Annotated in this window: 11 protein-coding genes; 7 read left to right on the top strand and 4 right to left on the bottom strand. The window is 40.2% G+C overall.

Features of this window, described 5'->3' with window-relative positions; translation table 11 throughout:
- Positions 1-11 precede the first annotated feature (11 nt).
- The gene (locus ACPXXB_RS01760; RefSeq protein ID WP_423908652.1) at positions 12-218 is read right to left on the bottom strand and encodes a SlyX family protein; all 207 of its coding nucleotides are present in this window, start codon (positions 216-218) and stop codon (positions 12-14) included.
- Positions 219-315: 97 nt separating this feature from the next.
- Positions 316-498 carry a hypothetical protein gene (locus tag ACPXXB_RS01755; protein ID WP_423908650.1) on the bottom strand — a complete coding sequence of 61 codons (183 nt, stop codon included), beginning with the start codon at positions 496-498 and terminating at the stop codon, positions 316-318.
- A 163-nt stretch (positions 499-661) separates the two neighbouring features.
- Between ACPXXB_RS01755 and ACPXXB_RS01750 the strand changes: the two genes are divergently transcribed.
- Genes ACPXXB_RS01750 through drmB form a run of 3 tightly spaced genes read left to right on the top strand, consistent with a single transcriptional unit; the run spans position 662 to position 8,264 of the window.
- A complete protein-coding gene (locus ACPXXB_RS01750) occupies positions 662-2,923 on the top strand; it encodes a hypothetical protein (RefSeq protein WP_423908648.1) in 2,262 nt (753 codons plus the stop codon).
- 3 nt (positions 2,924-2,926) lie between these two features.
- Complete coding sequence (locus ACPXXB_RS01745) at positions 2,927-6,427, top strand: helicase-related protein (RefSeq protein ID WP_423908646.1); 3,501 nt, start codon at positions 2,927-2,929, stop codon at positions 6,425-6,427.
- Positions 6,420-8,264 carry a DrmB family protein gene (gene drmB / locus ACPXXB_RS01740; RefSeq protein ID WP_423908644.1) on the top strand — a complete coding sequence of 615 codons (1,845 nt, stop codon included), beginning with the start codon at positions 6,420-6,422 and terminating at the stop codon, positions 8,262-8,264. The genes ACPXXB_RS01745 and drmB overlap by 8 nt, the downstream gene beginning before the upstream one ends.
- Before the next feature lie 143 nt (positions 8,265-8,407).
- On the opposite strand, the gene ACPXXB_RS01735 is transcribed toward drmB, so the two are convergent.
- Both ACPXXB_RS01735 and ACPXXB_RS01730 read right to left on the bottom strand, forming a co-directional pair.
- The gene (locus tag ACPXXB_RS01735; protein ID WP_423908643.1) at positions 8,408-10,030 is read right to left on the bottom strand and encodes a 5-guanidino-2-oxopentanoate decarboxylase; all 1,623 of its coding nucleotides are present in this window, start codon (positions 10,028-10,030) and stop codon (positions 8,408-8,410) included.
- A gap of 45 nt (positions 10,031-10,075) precedes the next feature.
- Positions 10,076-11,287: a pyridoxal phosphate-dependent aminotransferase gene (locus ACPXXB_RS01730; protein WP_423908641.1), complete on the bottom strand. Its 1,212-nt coding sequence runs from the start codon at positions 11,285-11,287 to the stop codon at positions 10,076-10,078.
- Positions 11,288-11,550: 263 nt separating this feature from the next.
- Between ACPXXB_RS01730 and ACPXXB_RS01725 the strand changes: the two genes are divergently transcribed.
- The 4 genes from ACPXXB_RS01725 to ACPXXB_RS01710 all read left to right on the top strand — a co-directional run bounded on the left by ACPXXB_RS01725 (position 11,551) and on the right by ACPXXB_RS01710 (position 13,940).
- A complete protein-coding gene (locus tag ACPXXB_RS01725) occupies positions 11,551-11,823 on the top strand; it encodes a hypothetical protein (RefSeq protein WP_423908640.1) in 273 nt (90 codons plus the stop codon).
- A complete protein-coding gene (locus tag ACPXXB_RS01720) occupies positions 11,808-12,263 on the top strand; it encodes a threonine synthase (protein WP_423908638.1) in 456 nt (151 codons plus the stop codon). Before ACPXXB_RS01725 ends, ACPXXB_RS01720 begins: the two co-directional genes overlap by 16 nt.
- Before the next feature lie 83 nt (positions 12,264-12,346).
- Positions 12,347-13,513, top strand: a complete 1,167-nt coding sequence (locus ACPXXB_RS01715; RefSeq protein WP_423908636.1) for a benzoate/H(+) symporter BenE family transporter — start codon at positions 12,347-12,349, stop codon at positions 13,511-13,513.
- Between the two features lie 40 nt (positions 13,514-13,553).
- Positions 13,554-13,940 (top strand): Rid family detoxifying hydrolase, encoded by a 387-nt coding sequence (locus ACPXXB_RS01710; RefSeq protein ID WP_423908634.1) that lies wholly within the window; start codon positions 13,554-13,556, stop codon positions 13,938-13,940.
- Positions 13,941-13,958: the final 18 nt, after the last annotated feature.

The following is a 13,958-nucleotide window of genomic DNA, read 5'->3' as shown; positions in this document are numbered from 1 at the left end:
TTTAATTTTGATTAATAATGCGGCGGTCTTTCATCGCCTGCTGGTTTATCCTGATCGGCAAGTTCATTAAACCGCTCTAGCCTGGATTGAAGCCATTCAATTTTCCTTTCCAACACCAAAACCTTGTCGGCTTGAGCGATAAGTTGCTCGCTCAAACTTTCTAATGAACGCTGCTGATCCATTAACAGCATTTGCAGTTCGGCTAATTCATTTTTCATATTCGTACTGTTTCACTGGGCTGAATCTGTTCCCGACACAACACAGATCGATTCATTATTGTTGTACCAATGGCCATTTAATGCGTTATAGCGTTGCTCAAGTTCGCTGGCCGCCCAGGTCTTTTGTGCGCGTTGCGCCACCGGGATTTTTCCCGACCTGAACACTACTGGCCTGTGCAAATTCGCCTATAGTTTCGCGGGTGTCAGAAGGATTGATATTCGGTACGCTGTCTTCGCCAGCGACCCAATGGCCGTTACTATAATTGTTGGTTTGTATCATGGGCTCTGCTACGTCACTGATATTTGTTACTCAGGTTCGATATTAACTCGATTCGCCTTGTAATATAATCGGCTAGACACAATAAGTTCCAGTTTAACCGAATATCACGAAGCGTCGCCATGAGCAACGCACCTCTTTACCTCGACTAGGTTCACTAATTGGTATGAATCCCAAATATCTAGAAAAAATTGCAGAGAGAGCCAATGACGGGGTAAGTGAAAAATTTGGTTTTTCTAAATTCGATCAAATCAACATTCACTTGATGAAGACAGTATTGAATAAAAACAAACATTTTTGGCTTGCGGTGAATGAATCTAATTTAAGCAAATTTTATGAATCGGCCATTTTTGCGATTTCAGTACATTTCCTTGAATATAACTATTGTGAAAGCAGGAAAATTCTTCCGGAAATTGGTGATAAATATCAAAAAGAGAGGGGGCGATTCAAAGTAATCGAAATTTGCAAACTTGAAGGAGAGGAAGCAGTAAAACTTGAGTGTTTTAGCCCCAAGAAAAATTGTGATGCTTTGTACACTACGAAAATGTCATCTTTTCATTCAGAGTATGTAAAGTTAGACAAAAAAGCAGAGAAGTCCAATAGAAACACCTTTGCACCAATGTTGAACTTTATTGAAAGAACATTGGGTGAGAGAGAAAACATTCTATCCTTTCCATATAAGTTTGCTGTGGTCGCGCAAAAAAATGATTTTGAAAACAGCTTTAACATTTTAGATAAAAAAGCATTTCTTTATACTTACATTACCAAAGAAGGTGTAGAAAATTCAAACTTAGAGTCAGATGATTGCATGTTTTATGTCGCGTCTAATTACGAAACTATTCAAGATTATATTTTTGATAAAGGCAGTAAATTAGAATCTATTGTTTTTATCGGGAATAAATACAACCACCAAATCCAACAAGACATTAACAGGAATTATTTCAAGCAGGCAATTTTTGTTGGAGAGGAAAAACCTGATGTGCGAGGTTTTTTGAAGTGGCGATGGATTTTGCCAGAGCATCAGTATTTTGAAAAAACCCAACAAACCAAGATTCGAACCGTAAAAGTTGAGAATAAAGAATTAAGTCAATTAACCAAACAATTTATGAATGAACTAAAAGCAATAGAAACGGAAAATTATGTTGATTTAAGCAAATTATCTGCCTATATCTCATACGCATACCCTTTGGTAATTCCTATAAGAAATAGTCGTTTGACAAATAGAATTGATGACTTGAAGAACAGTTTTGAGAAAAAATCTAAACAAGTTTTAGGAGAGCAATTTGACGGAGATTATACCGAAGATCATCAAGAACTAAATAAAATCTATAATCACATTTTAAAACAATTTCATTTTGAAAATAACGCCAAAACAAATGCCCTCCAACAATTAGCAGAAACTGATTATTTATTAGCGCCTAAAAGACAAACTTTAGAAGTATGGAAAGAAGAACTTAAAGAGATAAATTGGAAAAAAACAAACATTATTTCCACTACTAAACTAAAAGGATTCAAAGGTCAAAAATCTATCACCATTTTGTCGCTAGAAAATTATGTCTTTTATTGCACGATAAGAGGTGGTGGACATAATATTAATTGGTTGCTTTATGATAAAGAATATGAGCAATATCAAAATTTTTCTAAACGATATGATAACGCTTTAATAAAAGAGTATAAATCAACTGATCGAAAAAAATTAATCGGCATCGCTTATCCTGATGATATTACACCCGAAAGCGCTGATAATTTACTAGATAGAATTTTTGATAACAAGCCACCTGATGACAAAGAGTATCAAAACTCTTATCAAGACCATATAACCAAAAAGGTTATTTTTAAGGATGGCAGCTATATAGAATTGTCAGCTAACAGTACGCTTATTTTAATCAACCAACACAATGAGTCAAAGAAGTATAATGTGGGTGATTTGTGTGTAGGAGATAAAGTTAGAGTGTATAAAAATCAGCACAAAGAGGTGTTGTTTGACATTGCTGCTGATGCTGATAAACAAGGAAAATTCAAGGAAATTTTGGATAATGCTAAGTTATGGAAAGATATATTAAGCCAATATTGCACGGATAATGACAAAATAGTAGAAATTGCCAATAAATGCGACATTGCTGAAAAAACCGTTAGAGGGTGGTTGGATAGCAATTCAAACACCATGTTCCCGCAAAATCTTGGCAGTTTGCAGGATATTTGTGGCAACGATTATCAAAAAATATTTATCAGCAAGAAAAAATACAATAGCATTATGATCGCATTAGGTAGAGATTTAAGTGATGAAATATCGGATTATATTATTAGCCAAAGTCGTGAAAAGGGTAAATTTTTAAGCGAATTTAAGGATGAAGAAATTAAAGCAATTTCAGAACACAACATGCCTGTTAAAATAATAAAGAGAATAGAAATCCTTGATAAGGAATAAACAATGACTAATCAAATAGATATATTTGAAACAACAATTAAGACGTTATTATTAGGGCCCGGGTCTGATGTTCTTACTAGGGATGTTAATAATGAAATCATTACAGATTTCCCGTTGAAGCGTTATTACACAGGGATACTATTTCCTGAACAGATTCTTAAAAGCCAAGGGGAAAAAGATACAGATAATGAAGAAACTGATGAAGATGCGTCATTGACAGAAGATGCGAGTGACGATGCCTCAAAGAAAAAAGATATAGAAGATGATGGCAAAGAAGATATGGTGCTTTCCAATCATTTTTTTCCATCTAATATGGGCATTAGTTTTTGTGTAGATAAATCAGTTAATGAACTAGAGGTTAAGTTTTCTTTCGCTATTTATAAGCAACCAAAGCAAACTGAAATTAGCCTAGAAATCAGTCGAAATGCTTATCAAAATTTAATTAATGACAAGTTTGGTTTTCCTTTTAAAGACATAATTGAATATAAAGAAATTGATGATGATTACGGTAATTTATCACTAAAACGGAAATTAGAAGGAAAAAGCAAAGGCAGGACTGGGGAATACAAGCAGTTTGATGATTGGAACAAAGGTTTACAAAAAGAAGACTTTAGGGAAATTGTGCGACCTTCGGCTAATAAGTTCTCTAAACTAATCGGCACATTGTGGCAAAGAAAACCTGTTGATATTCCTGTAAGCATGGTCTTAAGAGATGCCAATGAACCTCAGCCATTTAGAGATTTTGAGAATTCAGGTTATACGCTTAAATGCTACGAAGATGATTTTATTGAAAATAGGAAATATATCAAAATTCAATTGGTTAATTTGTTTGAAAAAATCCCTAAAAACAATTTCTCTAATGGCAAAGAATTGCTTAATGAATCTTGTCTTTTCCAAGCAGAAATCAACATTCAGTCAGAGTCAGGACAGTTACGAGAGTATAAGCCTTATAACGAAAATAAAAAACATACTGATAGCGAACAACAGAAATTAGAATTTTTGTATAGGAAAGTATCGCATTTTGCCATTGGGCATAATTGCAGTGCCTTATGGGAGCCTTTAGACCATCCTACACAAGTTAGCACAACCTTTATGCCAACTTACGATTTAAAAAGCACAGAGACAAAAATTGAAGGTTTAGCGGATATACCATTGCACGATTTATCTATTTGGGGGAAAGAGCAAGATGAAGTAATAAAAATGCTTGAGCGTTTTATTGATAAATACAGTGACTGGATTAAACAACAAAATCAAGGCAATGAAGCGGACACTGATAGTGGTAAAGAAATTATTTATAATTTAGATACTACGCTTAAACGGTTAAAAGAAGGTGTGAAATTATTGAAGGATGGCAAGTTATTTAAAGTATTTCAATATACTAATACAGCGATGTTATTGCAGTTTTGTCTCAAAGGTGATTTTTATAAAAAAATACAAGACTGCAATTTTAAAGAAACTTGTCCATGCGATAATAAGCAAAAAGAATTTGCCTATCGTCCATTTCAATTAGCGTTTTTATTGCTTAGTTTAGAAAGTAGCATTAACCGACAATCAGAACATCGAAAAAATACGGTTGATTTAATTTGGTTTCCAACAGGTGGCGGCAAAACTGAAGCCTATTTAGCGGTGGCTGCTTTAACGATTATTTGGCGGCGCATGACTAATGAGCATTATTCTGGGGTATCAGTCATTATGCGTTATACCTTGAGGCTGCTCACCGCCCAACAATTTGAGCGAGCCAGCAAATTAATAACCGCATTAGAATACTTGCGCAGTAAATTTAGCGATGATTTAAAAGAAGAAAGAATTTTTATTGGATTGTGGATAGGTTCTCCTTCAACGCCTAATGATGTTAAAGAGGCAATCGAGGCAACAAAGGAAATAGCGGAAAAAGGCGAATCAGCAAACCAGTTTCAAATTGATACTTGCCCTTGGTGCCAAGATAAATTAATAAAAGAGAAAAATGGTGAATATTGCCATGCTTTTGAAACACGAAATAACAGTAAAAATATAAAAATAAAATGCTTAAACAATGACTGTCATTTCTTCAGAACTGGCTTACCTATCCAAGTTGTTGATGAGGTGTTATATAAAGAACCGCCCACTCTATTGTTTGCCACTGTTGATAAATTTGCCATGCTCAGTTGGCAAGACAACGGACATAGATTCTTTAATAGCGGAAGAGATGCAAAGGGACCCCCTGACTTAATCATTCAAGATGAATTACACTTATTAACTGGTCCGTTGGGATCAATCGTTGGTTTATTTGAAACGGTAATAGAAGATTTGTGTACCAAAGGTGATTTCAGTCCCAAAATAATTGCATCAACCGCAACAACCCGAAATACCGAAGAACAAGTTAAACAACTTTATGGCAACCGCCAAGTGAATGTATTCCCACCTTCTGGATTAACTTATAGTGACAGTTTTTTTGCCAAACAAAAAGATAGCAGTCGGCGACGTTATCTGGGATTTATGCCGACTGGGAAAACGGGAATAGACAGTCAGATTCACTTGTTGGTTGCTTTATTTATTGCTCGTCTCAAAATTTATTTGACGAATGAGTCTCAAGTAAATCCCTATTGGACATTGGTATCATATTACAACAGTCTCAGGGATGTTGGTCGAATGTCTAACAAGGTAGGCGATGAAATACAAACCTTAATTAAACAAGTACAAAAACGTTTAGGATTAGAAAAGCATGGTTTTAACCATTCGGGTTTAATCGGTCGAACTGAAGAATTAACCTCTCGCATGGATAGTGCAAAAATAAAGCAAAGCTTAACTCAGTTAGAGCAAGTATTTTCATTGTCTGATAAAAATAAAAAAGGTTATCAATATATTGAACAAGGTGTGGTGGATTTAGTGTTGGCTACTAATATGTTATCGGTGGGCATTGATATTGATAGACTCAATATTATGCAAATTAATGGTATGCCAAGAAATACGGCGGAATACATTCAAGCATCATCAAGAGTAGGCAGAAAAGACAAAGGTTTGGTTGTTGCCTTGTTTGATTCTAACCGTGCTAGAGATAAGTCTTATTTTGAACATTTTTTGTCGTTTCACCAATCGCTGTATAAGCAAATTGAACCACTTAGTATCACTCCGTTTACTGAGAATACCATTGACAAGATGATAGCTAGCTTGATGATTACCTATGTTCGACATAAGAAGAAATTGAATGAAAATGGTGATATGAAGCATTTTACAAATGACTGTATTAGTGATTTCAAAGAATTACTAAAAAATCGTTTTGGGGAAAGTGTAAATTTAGACTTTTGTTTTAATAGATTAGATGAGTTAAGTAAGGATTGGGCAGAAAAAATAACTAGAGACAATCCTTATAAATTCTATAAAGGCAAACAGAATGCATTGTTGTCTAAACCAGATACCAAATCAGCCTTAAAGGATAAAAAATGGGTAGTTGCACAATCTATGCGAGATATTGATAGCAGCAGTTTTATTAAAATTCAACAAGCCTTTACTAACGATTATGAATAAATTTATACAAACCCAAAGCAGGAAAATGGTAGGCACTTTTGCAGGTGTGGGTGCGTTAGTAGAAGATGTCAAAGGTGTGGTGAAAATTGAACCGATTGATAAGTGGGTATTTTTCGAAAAAGATAAACACTTGGAACCTGAATGCCATATTAATGATTATCGCTTGTTAGAACGCCTAAAAGATGAGAAAGGGTTCCCTAGGTTAAAAGCCTTAGTAAAAGTGCCAACTAACACCACAAAAAGTTTTTCTAATGCTCAATACGCCCAACCCACAGACTGGGAAAATGTTGCCACTGCTCAATATTTTCCAAAATGGATGTTTTGTAGTAGTGATAAATGTAGGCACTTCAAGCCACTAGGAGATTGGTGGCAGAAATGGGACGAAGTCATCAAGCAATATGACTCTGGAAACTCTAATAAAGCAAAGGAATACTTTATTCCACCAAAATGTGGATATTGTTACGAAGAAGCAAAGATAAAGAAAAAAGGAAGATGGTATCGCGAGTTAACTCAAGTGCGATTTATTATGACAAGCTCTGACGGCAAGATACGCGATGTGCCTTGGAATAAGTGGATTACTTTTGAAAAACAGGCAAACAATGATACAGACAAAGCAGAAGCAGAAGTGCTAAGTACCTGGAAGCCGTGTTGTGACAAACCGGATTTGTATTACAAACCAGGTGATCATGAAGGTTTGGCGGGTATTTATATTAGCTGTAAAAAATGTAGTAAATGGAAAACATTAGCAGGCATATATGGTTTAAGTTTCCCTACTAGTACGGAAAACGAACACCGATTTAAAACAGTAATTCGCTCTAGTAATAGTGTTTATTATCCGCTTCTGGTGCATAGCCTTTATTTGCCCAGTCCTAGTAATATTAGCGATACCGATCAATCCAAAATAAATGGATGGAAAAATAAAGGTAAAAATATTGAGTTTATGTATGATGCTTTAGAAGAGTGTTATAGCAAAGACGTTATACAAAACTATATTGACACCAAGGATAGCGAAGGTTTTCAAAAAGAATTAGTTTATCGCCGTAAAGAGTACCAATTTATTATTAATGAAACAAATTATGAACACGCTGACTTTATTTTTACTCATCAAGATGTCAATTTTTTAGATAAGTTTGGTATCACCAGTTTGGTTAAAGTGTCACGCTTAAAAATGACTACTGTTCAAACAGGATATACGCGCCAGCAGCCCTTAGATGTCGATCTGTTTTTAAGTGAAACCATTGAAAATATAAAACCAAAATACACTTCAGACGCAGCAAAAAATACTAAATATTTATTAGGGATAGAAAATTTTGGCGAAGGTATTTTTATTGCTTTCAATAAAAACAATGTTGATCCTTATATTAGCGGCCATAAACAAAAACTAGAAAGCGTTTTTTCAAAAAGTCAAGATAGTGCTTTATTTAAAAGTAGATTTAGCGACTTACGGCATTTAGCAAATTTTATTTTTATACATACTTTCTCACATCTATTGATGAAAGAGTTAGAATTTTCTTGCGGTTATCCCACAGTATCTTTACAAGAACGATTGTTTGTAGATGAAAATGAAATGCAAGGTGTTTTAATTTATACAGTAGGTGGCATGGAAGGCAGTTACGGTGGATTGGCTTCGCAGGCTACCCCTGTAAAGTTCAAGCAGTTATTAAAGAATGCTTTAGAGAGAGCCGAGGACTGCGCTTCTGACCCTATTTGTAAAAACTCAGAAGGCCAGGGAGTGGCTGAAATGAACTTAGCCGCATGTTACTCATGTGCATTGGTTGCCGAAAACGCCTGCGAAGTTTTCAATTCTTTTTTAGACCGCAACGCCATACCAGATTAACCATTAACTTCGTTAACAAATGCACCGTTGCCACTTTGACAGCGCGGGCGTTGCCCGCCCTCCACTCGGTAGCGCTAAGGAACATCCATGGTCATCGCCATAATCTCATTGTTCAAACTATCGGGATTGATTTATTGACATCCTCACAATACCGGATAACCAGCGGCGAAATCTTCCTGCATCACTTCGATTACGGTGGGTCGCGCTTGCCCGGCCGCCGTAACCAGCTCGGATTTTAGTTGGTCAAGATTGTTCGCCCGCACGGCATGACAACCGAACGCCTTGCCCAGGCCGACAAAATCAGGGGTATATATATCGACGCCTGTTTGCGCGATGTCGCGATCGGCCATGAAACGTTTGATTTCGCCGTAGCCGTGGTTATTCCAAATCAGGAATATGACCGCCGCCTTTGCTTCCACGGCGCTGGCGAGTTCGCCGATGGTAAACTGCGCCGCACCATCACCAATCAAGCCGATGACCGGGCTATCCGCGGCCGCCAGCTTGGCACCAATGGCTGCTGGAATGGCGTACCCCAGCGTGCCGAAACCGCTGGCCGAATGGAAGTAGCGGCGCGGTTTTTCGGTTTCATAATGCAGCCAGGCGTAATAGGTCGGTTGGGTCGAGTCGCCAACGATAATAACATCGGGCAGGGCTTCTTGAACTGTAGCAAAAAAATTTTCATAGTCGGCATCACGAGTTGCCCGCAATTGGTCGCGTAGCTGTTTCGCCCGAGCGGCGCCATTACGCGCTCTGCTTTCATGGGTCTCCAATACCTTATTCGGCAATGCCTGATTTAGCGCTTGCAATGCGTATCGGGCATCGCTACAAATCGCCACATCCGCTCGTACATTGCGGGTCAGCTGAGCGGCATCAATGTCGATACGAATCAATTTGCCATTGATCTGCAGCTGACCGTCGAAAAAGAAATCGTAATCGGTTTCGCCAACCTCAGTCCCTATTGCCAGCACTAGGTCGGCGGCTTTTAATTCATCCCGTACCGCGCGACAGGAAGCGGAGCCGCCAACTGCGAGCGGATGGCTGTAGGGCAGGACGCCTTTGGCATTGACGGTGTTGACAACCGGCGCACCTGATTTTTCCGCCAGCTGGACCAGTTCAGCCGCAGCATTGATGGCACCGCCGCCAATAACGATTACCGGACGTTCAGCCGCTTTTAAGAGCTTTGCACTGGCATCGATGGCTTGTGGAGAAGGCGCGGGTGCACTAGGTAATTCAAAAGCCCGCTTGTCCAGATGGCCGGCCGGTGCCGTAATCACATCGACGGGAATTTCAATATGTACCGGTCCCGGGCGCGCGCTGGTGAACGTGGCGAAGGCGCGGGCCAGAATTTTGGGCAGTTCATCGGGACGCAGCAGGGTATGGCTGAAGCGGGCCACACCCGCTATCAGGTTACGCTGGCCGGTCATTTCATGCAGACGCCCCTCGCCCAAGCCCAATTCATAGGTGCGGTTGACCGACGAGATTACCAACATGGGGATGGAGTCGGCCAGCGCCTGCCCCATGGCGGTTGCGATATTAGTCATGCCGGGACCGCTGATAATAAAGCAAGCCGCGATTTTTCCGCTCGCCCGGGTATAGCCATCGGCCATGAAGCCGGCCGCCTGCTCATGGCGCGGCGTGACGTGGCATATGCGGGTATTTTCCAGTCCACGATAAAGTTCCACAGTATGGACGCCGGGAATTCCGAACAGGGTATCGATACCATAGTTTTCCAGTATTTCGACGAGCACTTGACCGCAAGTGGGCATATCGGGTCTCTTTTAATGATGGCGGTTAATTTACGCTCTGCCCATTTACGATTCAGCTTGGGCTACGGCGTTGACGAATCTTTGCAGCCGCTTACAACCTTCCACTAAAACATTTTCGGGCTGCACCAATGAGAGCCGGATGTGCCCGCGGGCGCTGTTGCCGAATGCGCTGCCTGGTAACACCGAAAGCCTCTCGGCATCCAGCAGCTTTTGTGCAAAAACCTTGTCGTCTTCACAGATGCCGCTAACCTCCACCATGATAAACATGCCGGATTGCGGGCGCAGGTATTTCAGACGCGGCATTTCATCGAGACCGGCGCATACCAGATCTCTTCTTTTTTGGTACTGGTCGCACATATCCTTAACATAGTATTGGTCATTGTTCAGCGCAAAAGCTGCCGCATCCTGAATAAATTGCGGGCAGCCGAATATCGACATGGCGGCAAAACGCCCCAGATGAGCGGTTAACTCGACCGGCGCCACCGCCCATCCCATGCGCCAGCCGCTCATTGCATGCGACTTGGAAAGCCCGTCAACCACCACTACATTATCGAGTCGTTGCGCCGCCGTGCGTAGTGAAATATGCGGTTTTTCATAAGTCAACATGGAATAGACTTCATCGCAAACCAGCCAGATACCTCTATCGTAACAGTAGCGGCTCAGGCTTGTTAAAGTGTTGCGGGGAATGATCGCGCCAGTCGGATTGCCCGGCGTGTTTATAAATACCACTTTGGTTTTATCGCTGATGGCACGGATGAAATCGTCTAATTGTGGCTCAAAGCCGTTTTCCGGCAACGCCATGACGGTCTTTACCTCAGCATCCAACGCTTGCATTATCGGGCCATACCCGACATATGGAGGATCCACAATAATTATCTCGTCCCCGGCATCCAGCAAACAACTCATAACCGAAAATATAGCCGCAGTAACCCCCGGATAAATGGATACTTGTTCCGCATCGCAGGGATTGGGTGAAACCATAGTCTCATAGTCGGCCACTGCGCGTCTCAGGTTCAACTCGCCGAGCGCCGGAGAATAGTGGGTTCGACCCACACGCATATGGCTAACGGCATTATCAATGATCGGCTCAGGCGTTTGAAAATCCGGATCGCCGATGGAGAGCAACACCACATCTTCCCCTCGCCGTTTCATTTTCAAAGCCTGCTCATGCACCTGCCAGGCTTCTCCTGATTCGGAATTCAGCCGTTGCGCCAGTTTACTGAACGGTATTTTTTGTTGGTTGTTAAATTCGCTCATGCTGCAGGATTTTACCGAATATTTGACGCTAATGACCGAGTTGGCAGGCGTTTTATTAAGGAACCTCTGATTTAAGGCAACGCTATTCAAATTGTCGGATTTTATTCTCAAGCATTTATTATCTGATTGGCGGGATTTCTTAACGGTATTTGACTTGTCTTTCGCCCCCTGTTAACTTCTATCTTATTGCCAGAACTTATAGAATCTAGAGTATAAAAATCGCACCATTTAAATTACAAATATTTTTTAAGCATCTTAAGTGCATGTATTGTGGCATTGAAGTAAAGTCACAAGAAGGAATGTATATTTGCAAAGAACATAGAGAGTATGGGACATTTGATGTTATTTATGATTACTCGGCTATTTCAGAAGAAATGTCTCCGTTTGATTTGGAGAAAAAGCCTTTTTGGCGTGGTATGCAACGCTATCTTCCTTTGTTGCCAATAAATCAAACAGAAAGTGAGTTACCACGTATAAATGTTGGAGGCACTCCGATTCACAAACTAAAACCACTAAAGTTTTGCCAAGAACGTTAAAAACTACCTTAAAGATATGGACAAAAAAGATTCCTAAGCTTATGGGAGTTCAAGCTCAAGGAAGCGCATACTTTTACGATGCGGTACAAAATAATGAAGATGTTGTTTTAAAACATAAAATAAAGTCACAAACATGTGCAGACAGTATCTCTTGCGATTTGCCTCGTGACCGACTAAAGGGATTGCGGGCTGTAAAGAAAACAGGTGGAGATTTTATTGTGGTCTCGGATGCTGAAATAAAAAATGCCATGTTGATATCTGCTCGACAAGACGGTTTTTTCTTAGAACCGGCGGCAGCGGCGGCATACGCGGGCTTTAAAAAAGCAGTTTTTTCTCTCGGAAAAAACGAAACAGTAGTGACTCTAGCTACTGGAACAGGTTTAAAAGATATAAATACAGCCCGTATGGCTTTGAATGAAGCATCTGATGCCACAAAGTGATTCATGACGTTGACGGCACTGCCACACTTATACGATAAAAATTATTTTTCGCTGTATTACCAACCATTCAGGGGCATAATCAGATGAAAAAAATAACCTTTTTAAAGGATTTTTCTATTTCAGCACTTACCGCGGGATTTGTGGCTGTCCTAGTTTCGTTCGCGGGACCGTCTGTTATTGTGTTTCAAGCCGCTCAAGTTGCGGATTTGAGCCAGGCCCAATTGTCGAGTTGGATATGGGCTATATCCATTGCCAGCGGCCTGTCGTGCCTGCTCTTAAGTATCAAATATAAGGTGCCTGTGATATGTGCTTGGTCAACCCCAGGAGCAGCATTGCTTGTGACTTCATTGATGAATTACGGCTATAACGATGCTATTGGCGCATTTCTCGTATCCTCGTTTCTTATATTTTTATTAGGCGTTACTGGTATTTTTGCAAAAGCCATGGATTTAGTTCCGAAAGAAATATCCGCGGCGTTGTTGGCCGGCATTTTATTGAATTTTGGCTTGGATGTTTTTCATGCCGCACAAAATAGTTTCATTTCTGCCACAATAATGATTGGTGTTTATTACATAGCGAAGCGGTTTTTCTTGCGATACGCCGTTCTTTTGTCGCTTGTTGCGGGCATGATTTTCTCCTATTCGTTAAATCAATTTTATTTTGAAGATGTTGTTTTATCATTGGCCAGACCCATGCTTACGATGCCGGGTTTCAGCATAGAGGCAATTATTGGCTTGGGCCTTCCTTTATTTGTTGTTACGATGGTTTCCCAAAATGTGCCGGGGGTCAGCGTTATGCGTGCCGCCAGCTACAAAGCGCCTATCAGCCCTATCATCTCAACAACCGGAGTCATGTCACTGCTTTTTGCGTCTTTCGGTTCTCATGCGATCAACCTGGCAGCAATTACAGCGGCTATATGCACGAATGAAGAGGCGCACATTGATCCAGCACGGCGTTATATTGCAGGCATTTTTTGCGGATTATTTTATATTTTTGTAGGTATTTTTGGAGCAACTTTAGTTTCACTATTTGTGGCGATGCCAAAGGATGTGGTCATCGTCATAGCGGGGCTTGCTTTAATGGGGTCACTTATGTCCAGCTTGATTCAATCCTTGGAAAGCCCTCAAAATCGAGAGGCTGGGCTGATGACTTTTTTGGTAACTGCATCAGGATTTACTTTGTTTGGGATTGGGTCGGCCTTTTGGGGGTTAATCACAGGCATCGTGGTTTTTCTCTTTAATAAAAAATAACGTCTATATTTCAACCACCTAATGCTAATGAGTATCGATTATGAATGTAAAAAATCCCATTATTACAAGTGAATCATCAGATCCATTGGGAACATATTCACAAGCTATAAGGTCTGGGGATATGGTTTTCATATCGGCGCAATCGCCAATAATTCCCGCTACAGGGGAAATGATAAAAGGGACTGTTGAAGACCATATAAGACAGTCATTTGAAAACGTAAAAGCTGTAGCCATTGCAGCAGGCGGGGAGTGCGATAAAATCGTTAAAGTGACTATTTTTTTAACATCCCTCGCAAATTTTTCAATTGCAAACAAAGTGATGGGGGGCTTTTTTACTAAACCATATCCAGCAAGAACGACAATCGAAGTTTCAGCCTTGCCAGAAGGGGCGTATGCTGAAATTGATGCCATCATGCATTTAACATAATAAATTGGTAACTCCTTT

The organism is Candidatus Spongiihabitans sp. (assembly GCF_965237845.1).
GTDB lineage: Bacteria > Pseudomonadota > Gammaproteobacteria > Arenicellales > Poriferihabitantaceae > Spongiihabitans.
This window is presented reverse-complemented; position numbering and strand designations above follow the sequence as displayed.

Bases quoted from the DNA above. Each gene is read 5' to 3' on its own strand.
- drmB (WP_423908644.1), top strand. From the start codon at position 6,420: ATGAATAAATTTATACAAACCCAAAGCAGGAAAATGGTAGGCACTTTT.
- ACPXXB_RS01725 (WP_423908640.1), top strand. From the start codon at position 11,551: ATGTATTGTGGCATTGAAGTAAAGTCACAAGAAGGAATGTATATTTGC.
- ACPXXB_RS01710 (WP_423908634.1), top strand. From the start codon at position 13,554: ATGAATGTAAAAAATCCCATTATTACAAGTGAATCATCAGATCCATTG.
- ACPXXB_RS01735 (WP_423908643.1), bottom strand. From the start codon at position 10,030: ATGCCCACTTGCGGTCAAGTGCTCGTCGAAATACTGGAAAACTATGGT.
- ACPXXB_RS01760 (WP_423908652.1), bottom strand. From the start codon at position 218: ATGAAAAATGAATTAGCCGAACTGCAAATGCTGTTAATGGATCAGCAG.
- ACPXXB_RS01745 (WP_423908646.1), top strand. From the start codon at position 2,927: ATGACTAATCAAATAGATATATTTGAAACAACAATTAAGACGTTATTA.
- ACPXXB_RS01750 (WP_423908648.1), top strand. From the start codon at position 662: ATGAATCCCAAATATCTAGAAAAAATTGCAGAGAGAGCCAATGACGGG.
- ACPXXB_RS01715 (WP_423908636.1), top strand. From the start codon at position 12,347: ATGAAAAAAATAACCTTTTTAAAGGATTTTTCTATTTCAGCACTTACC.
- ACPXXB_RS01730 (WP_423908641.1), bottom strand. From the start codon at position 11,287: ATGAGCGAATTTAACAACCAACAAAAAATACCGTTCAGTAAACTGGCG.
- ACPXXB_RS01755 (WP_423908650.1), bottom strand. From the start codon at position 498: ATGATACAAACCAACAATTATAGTAACGGCCATTGGGTCGCTGGCGAA.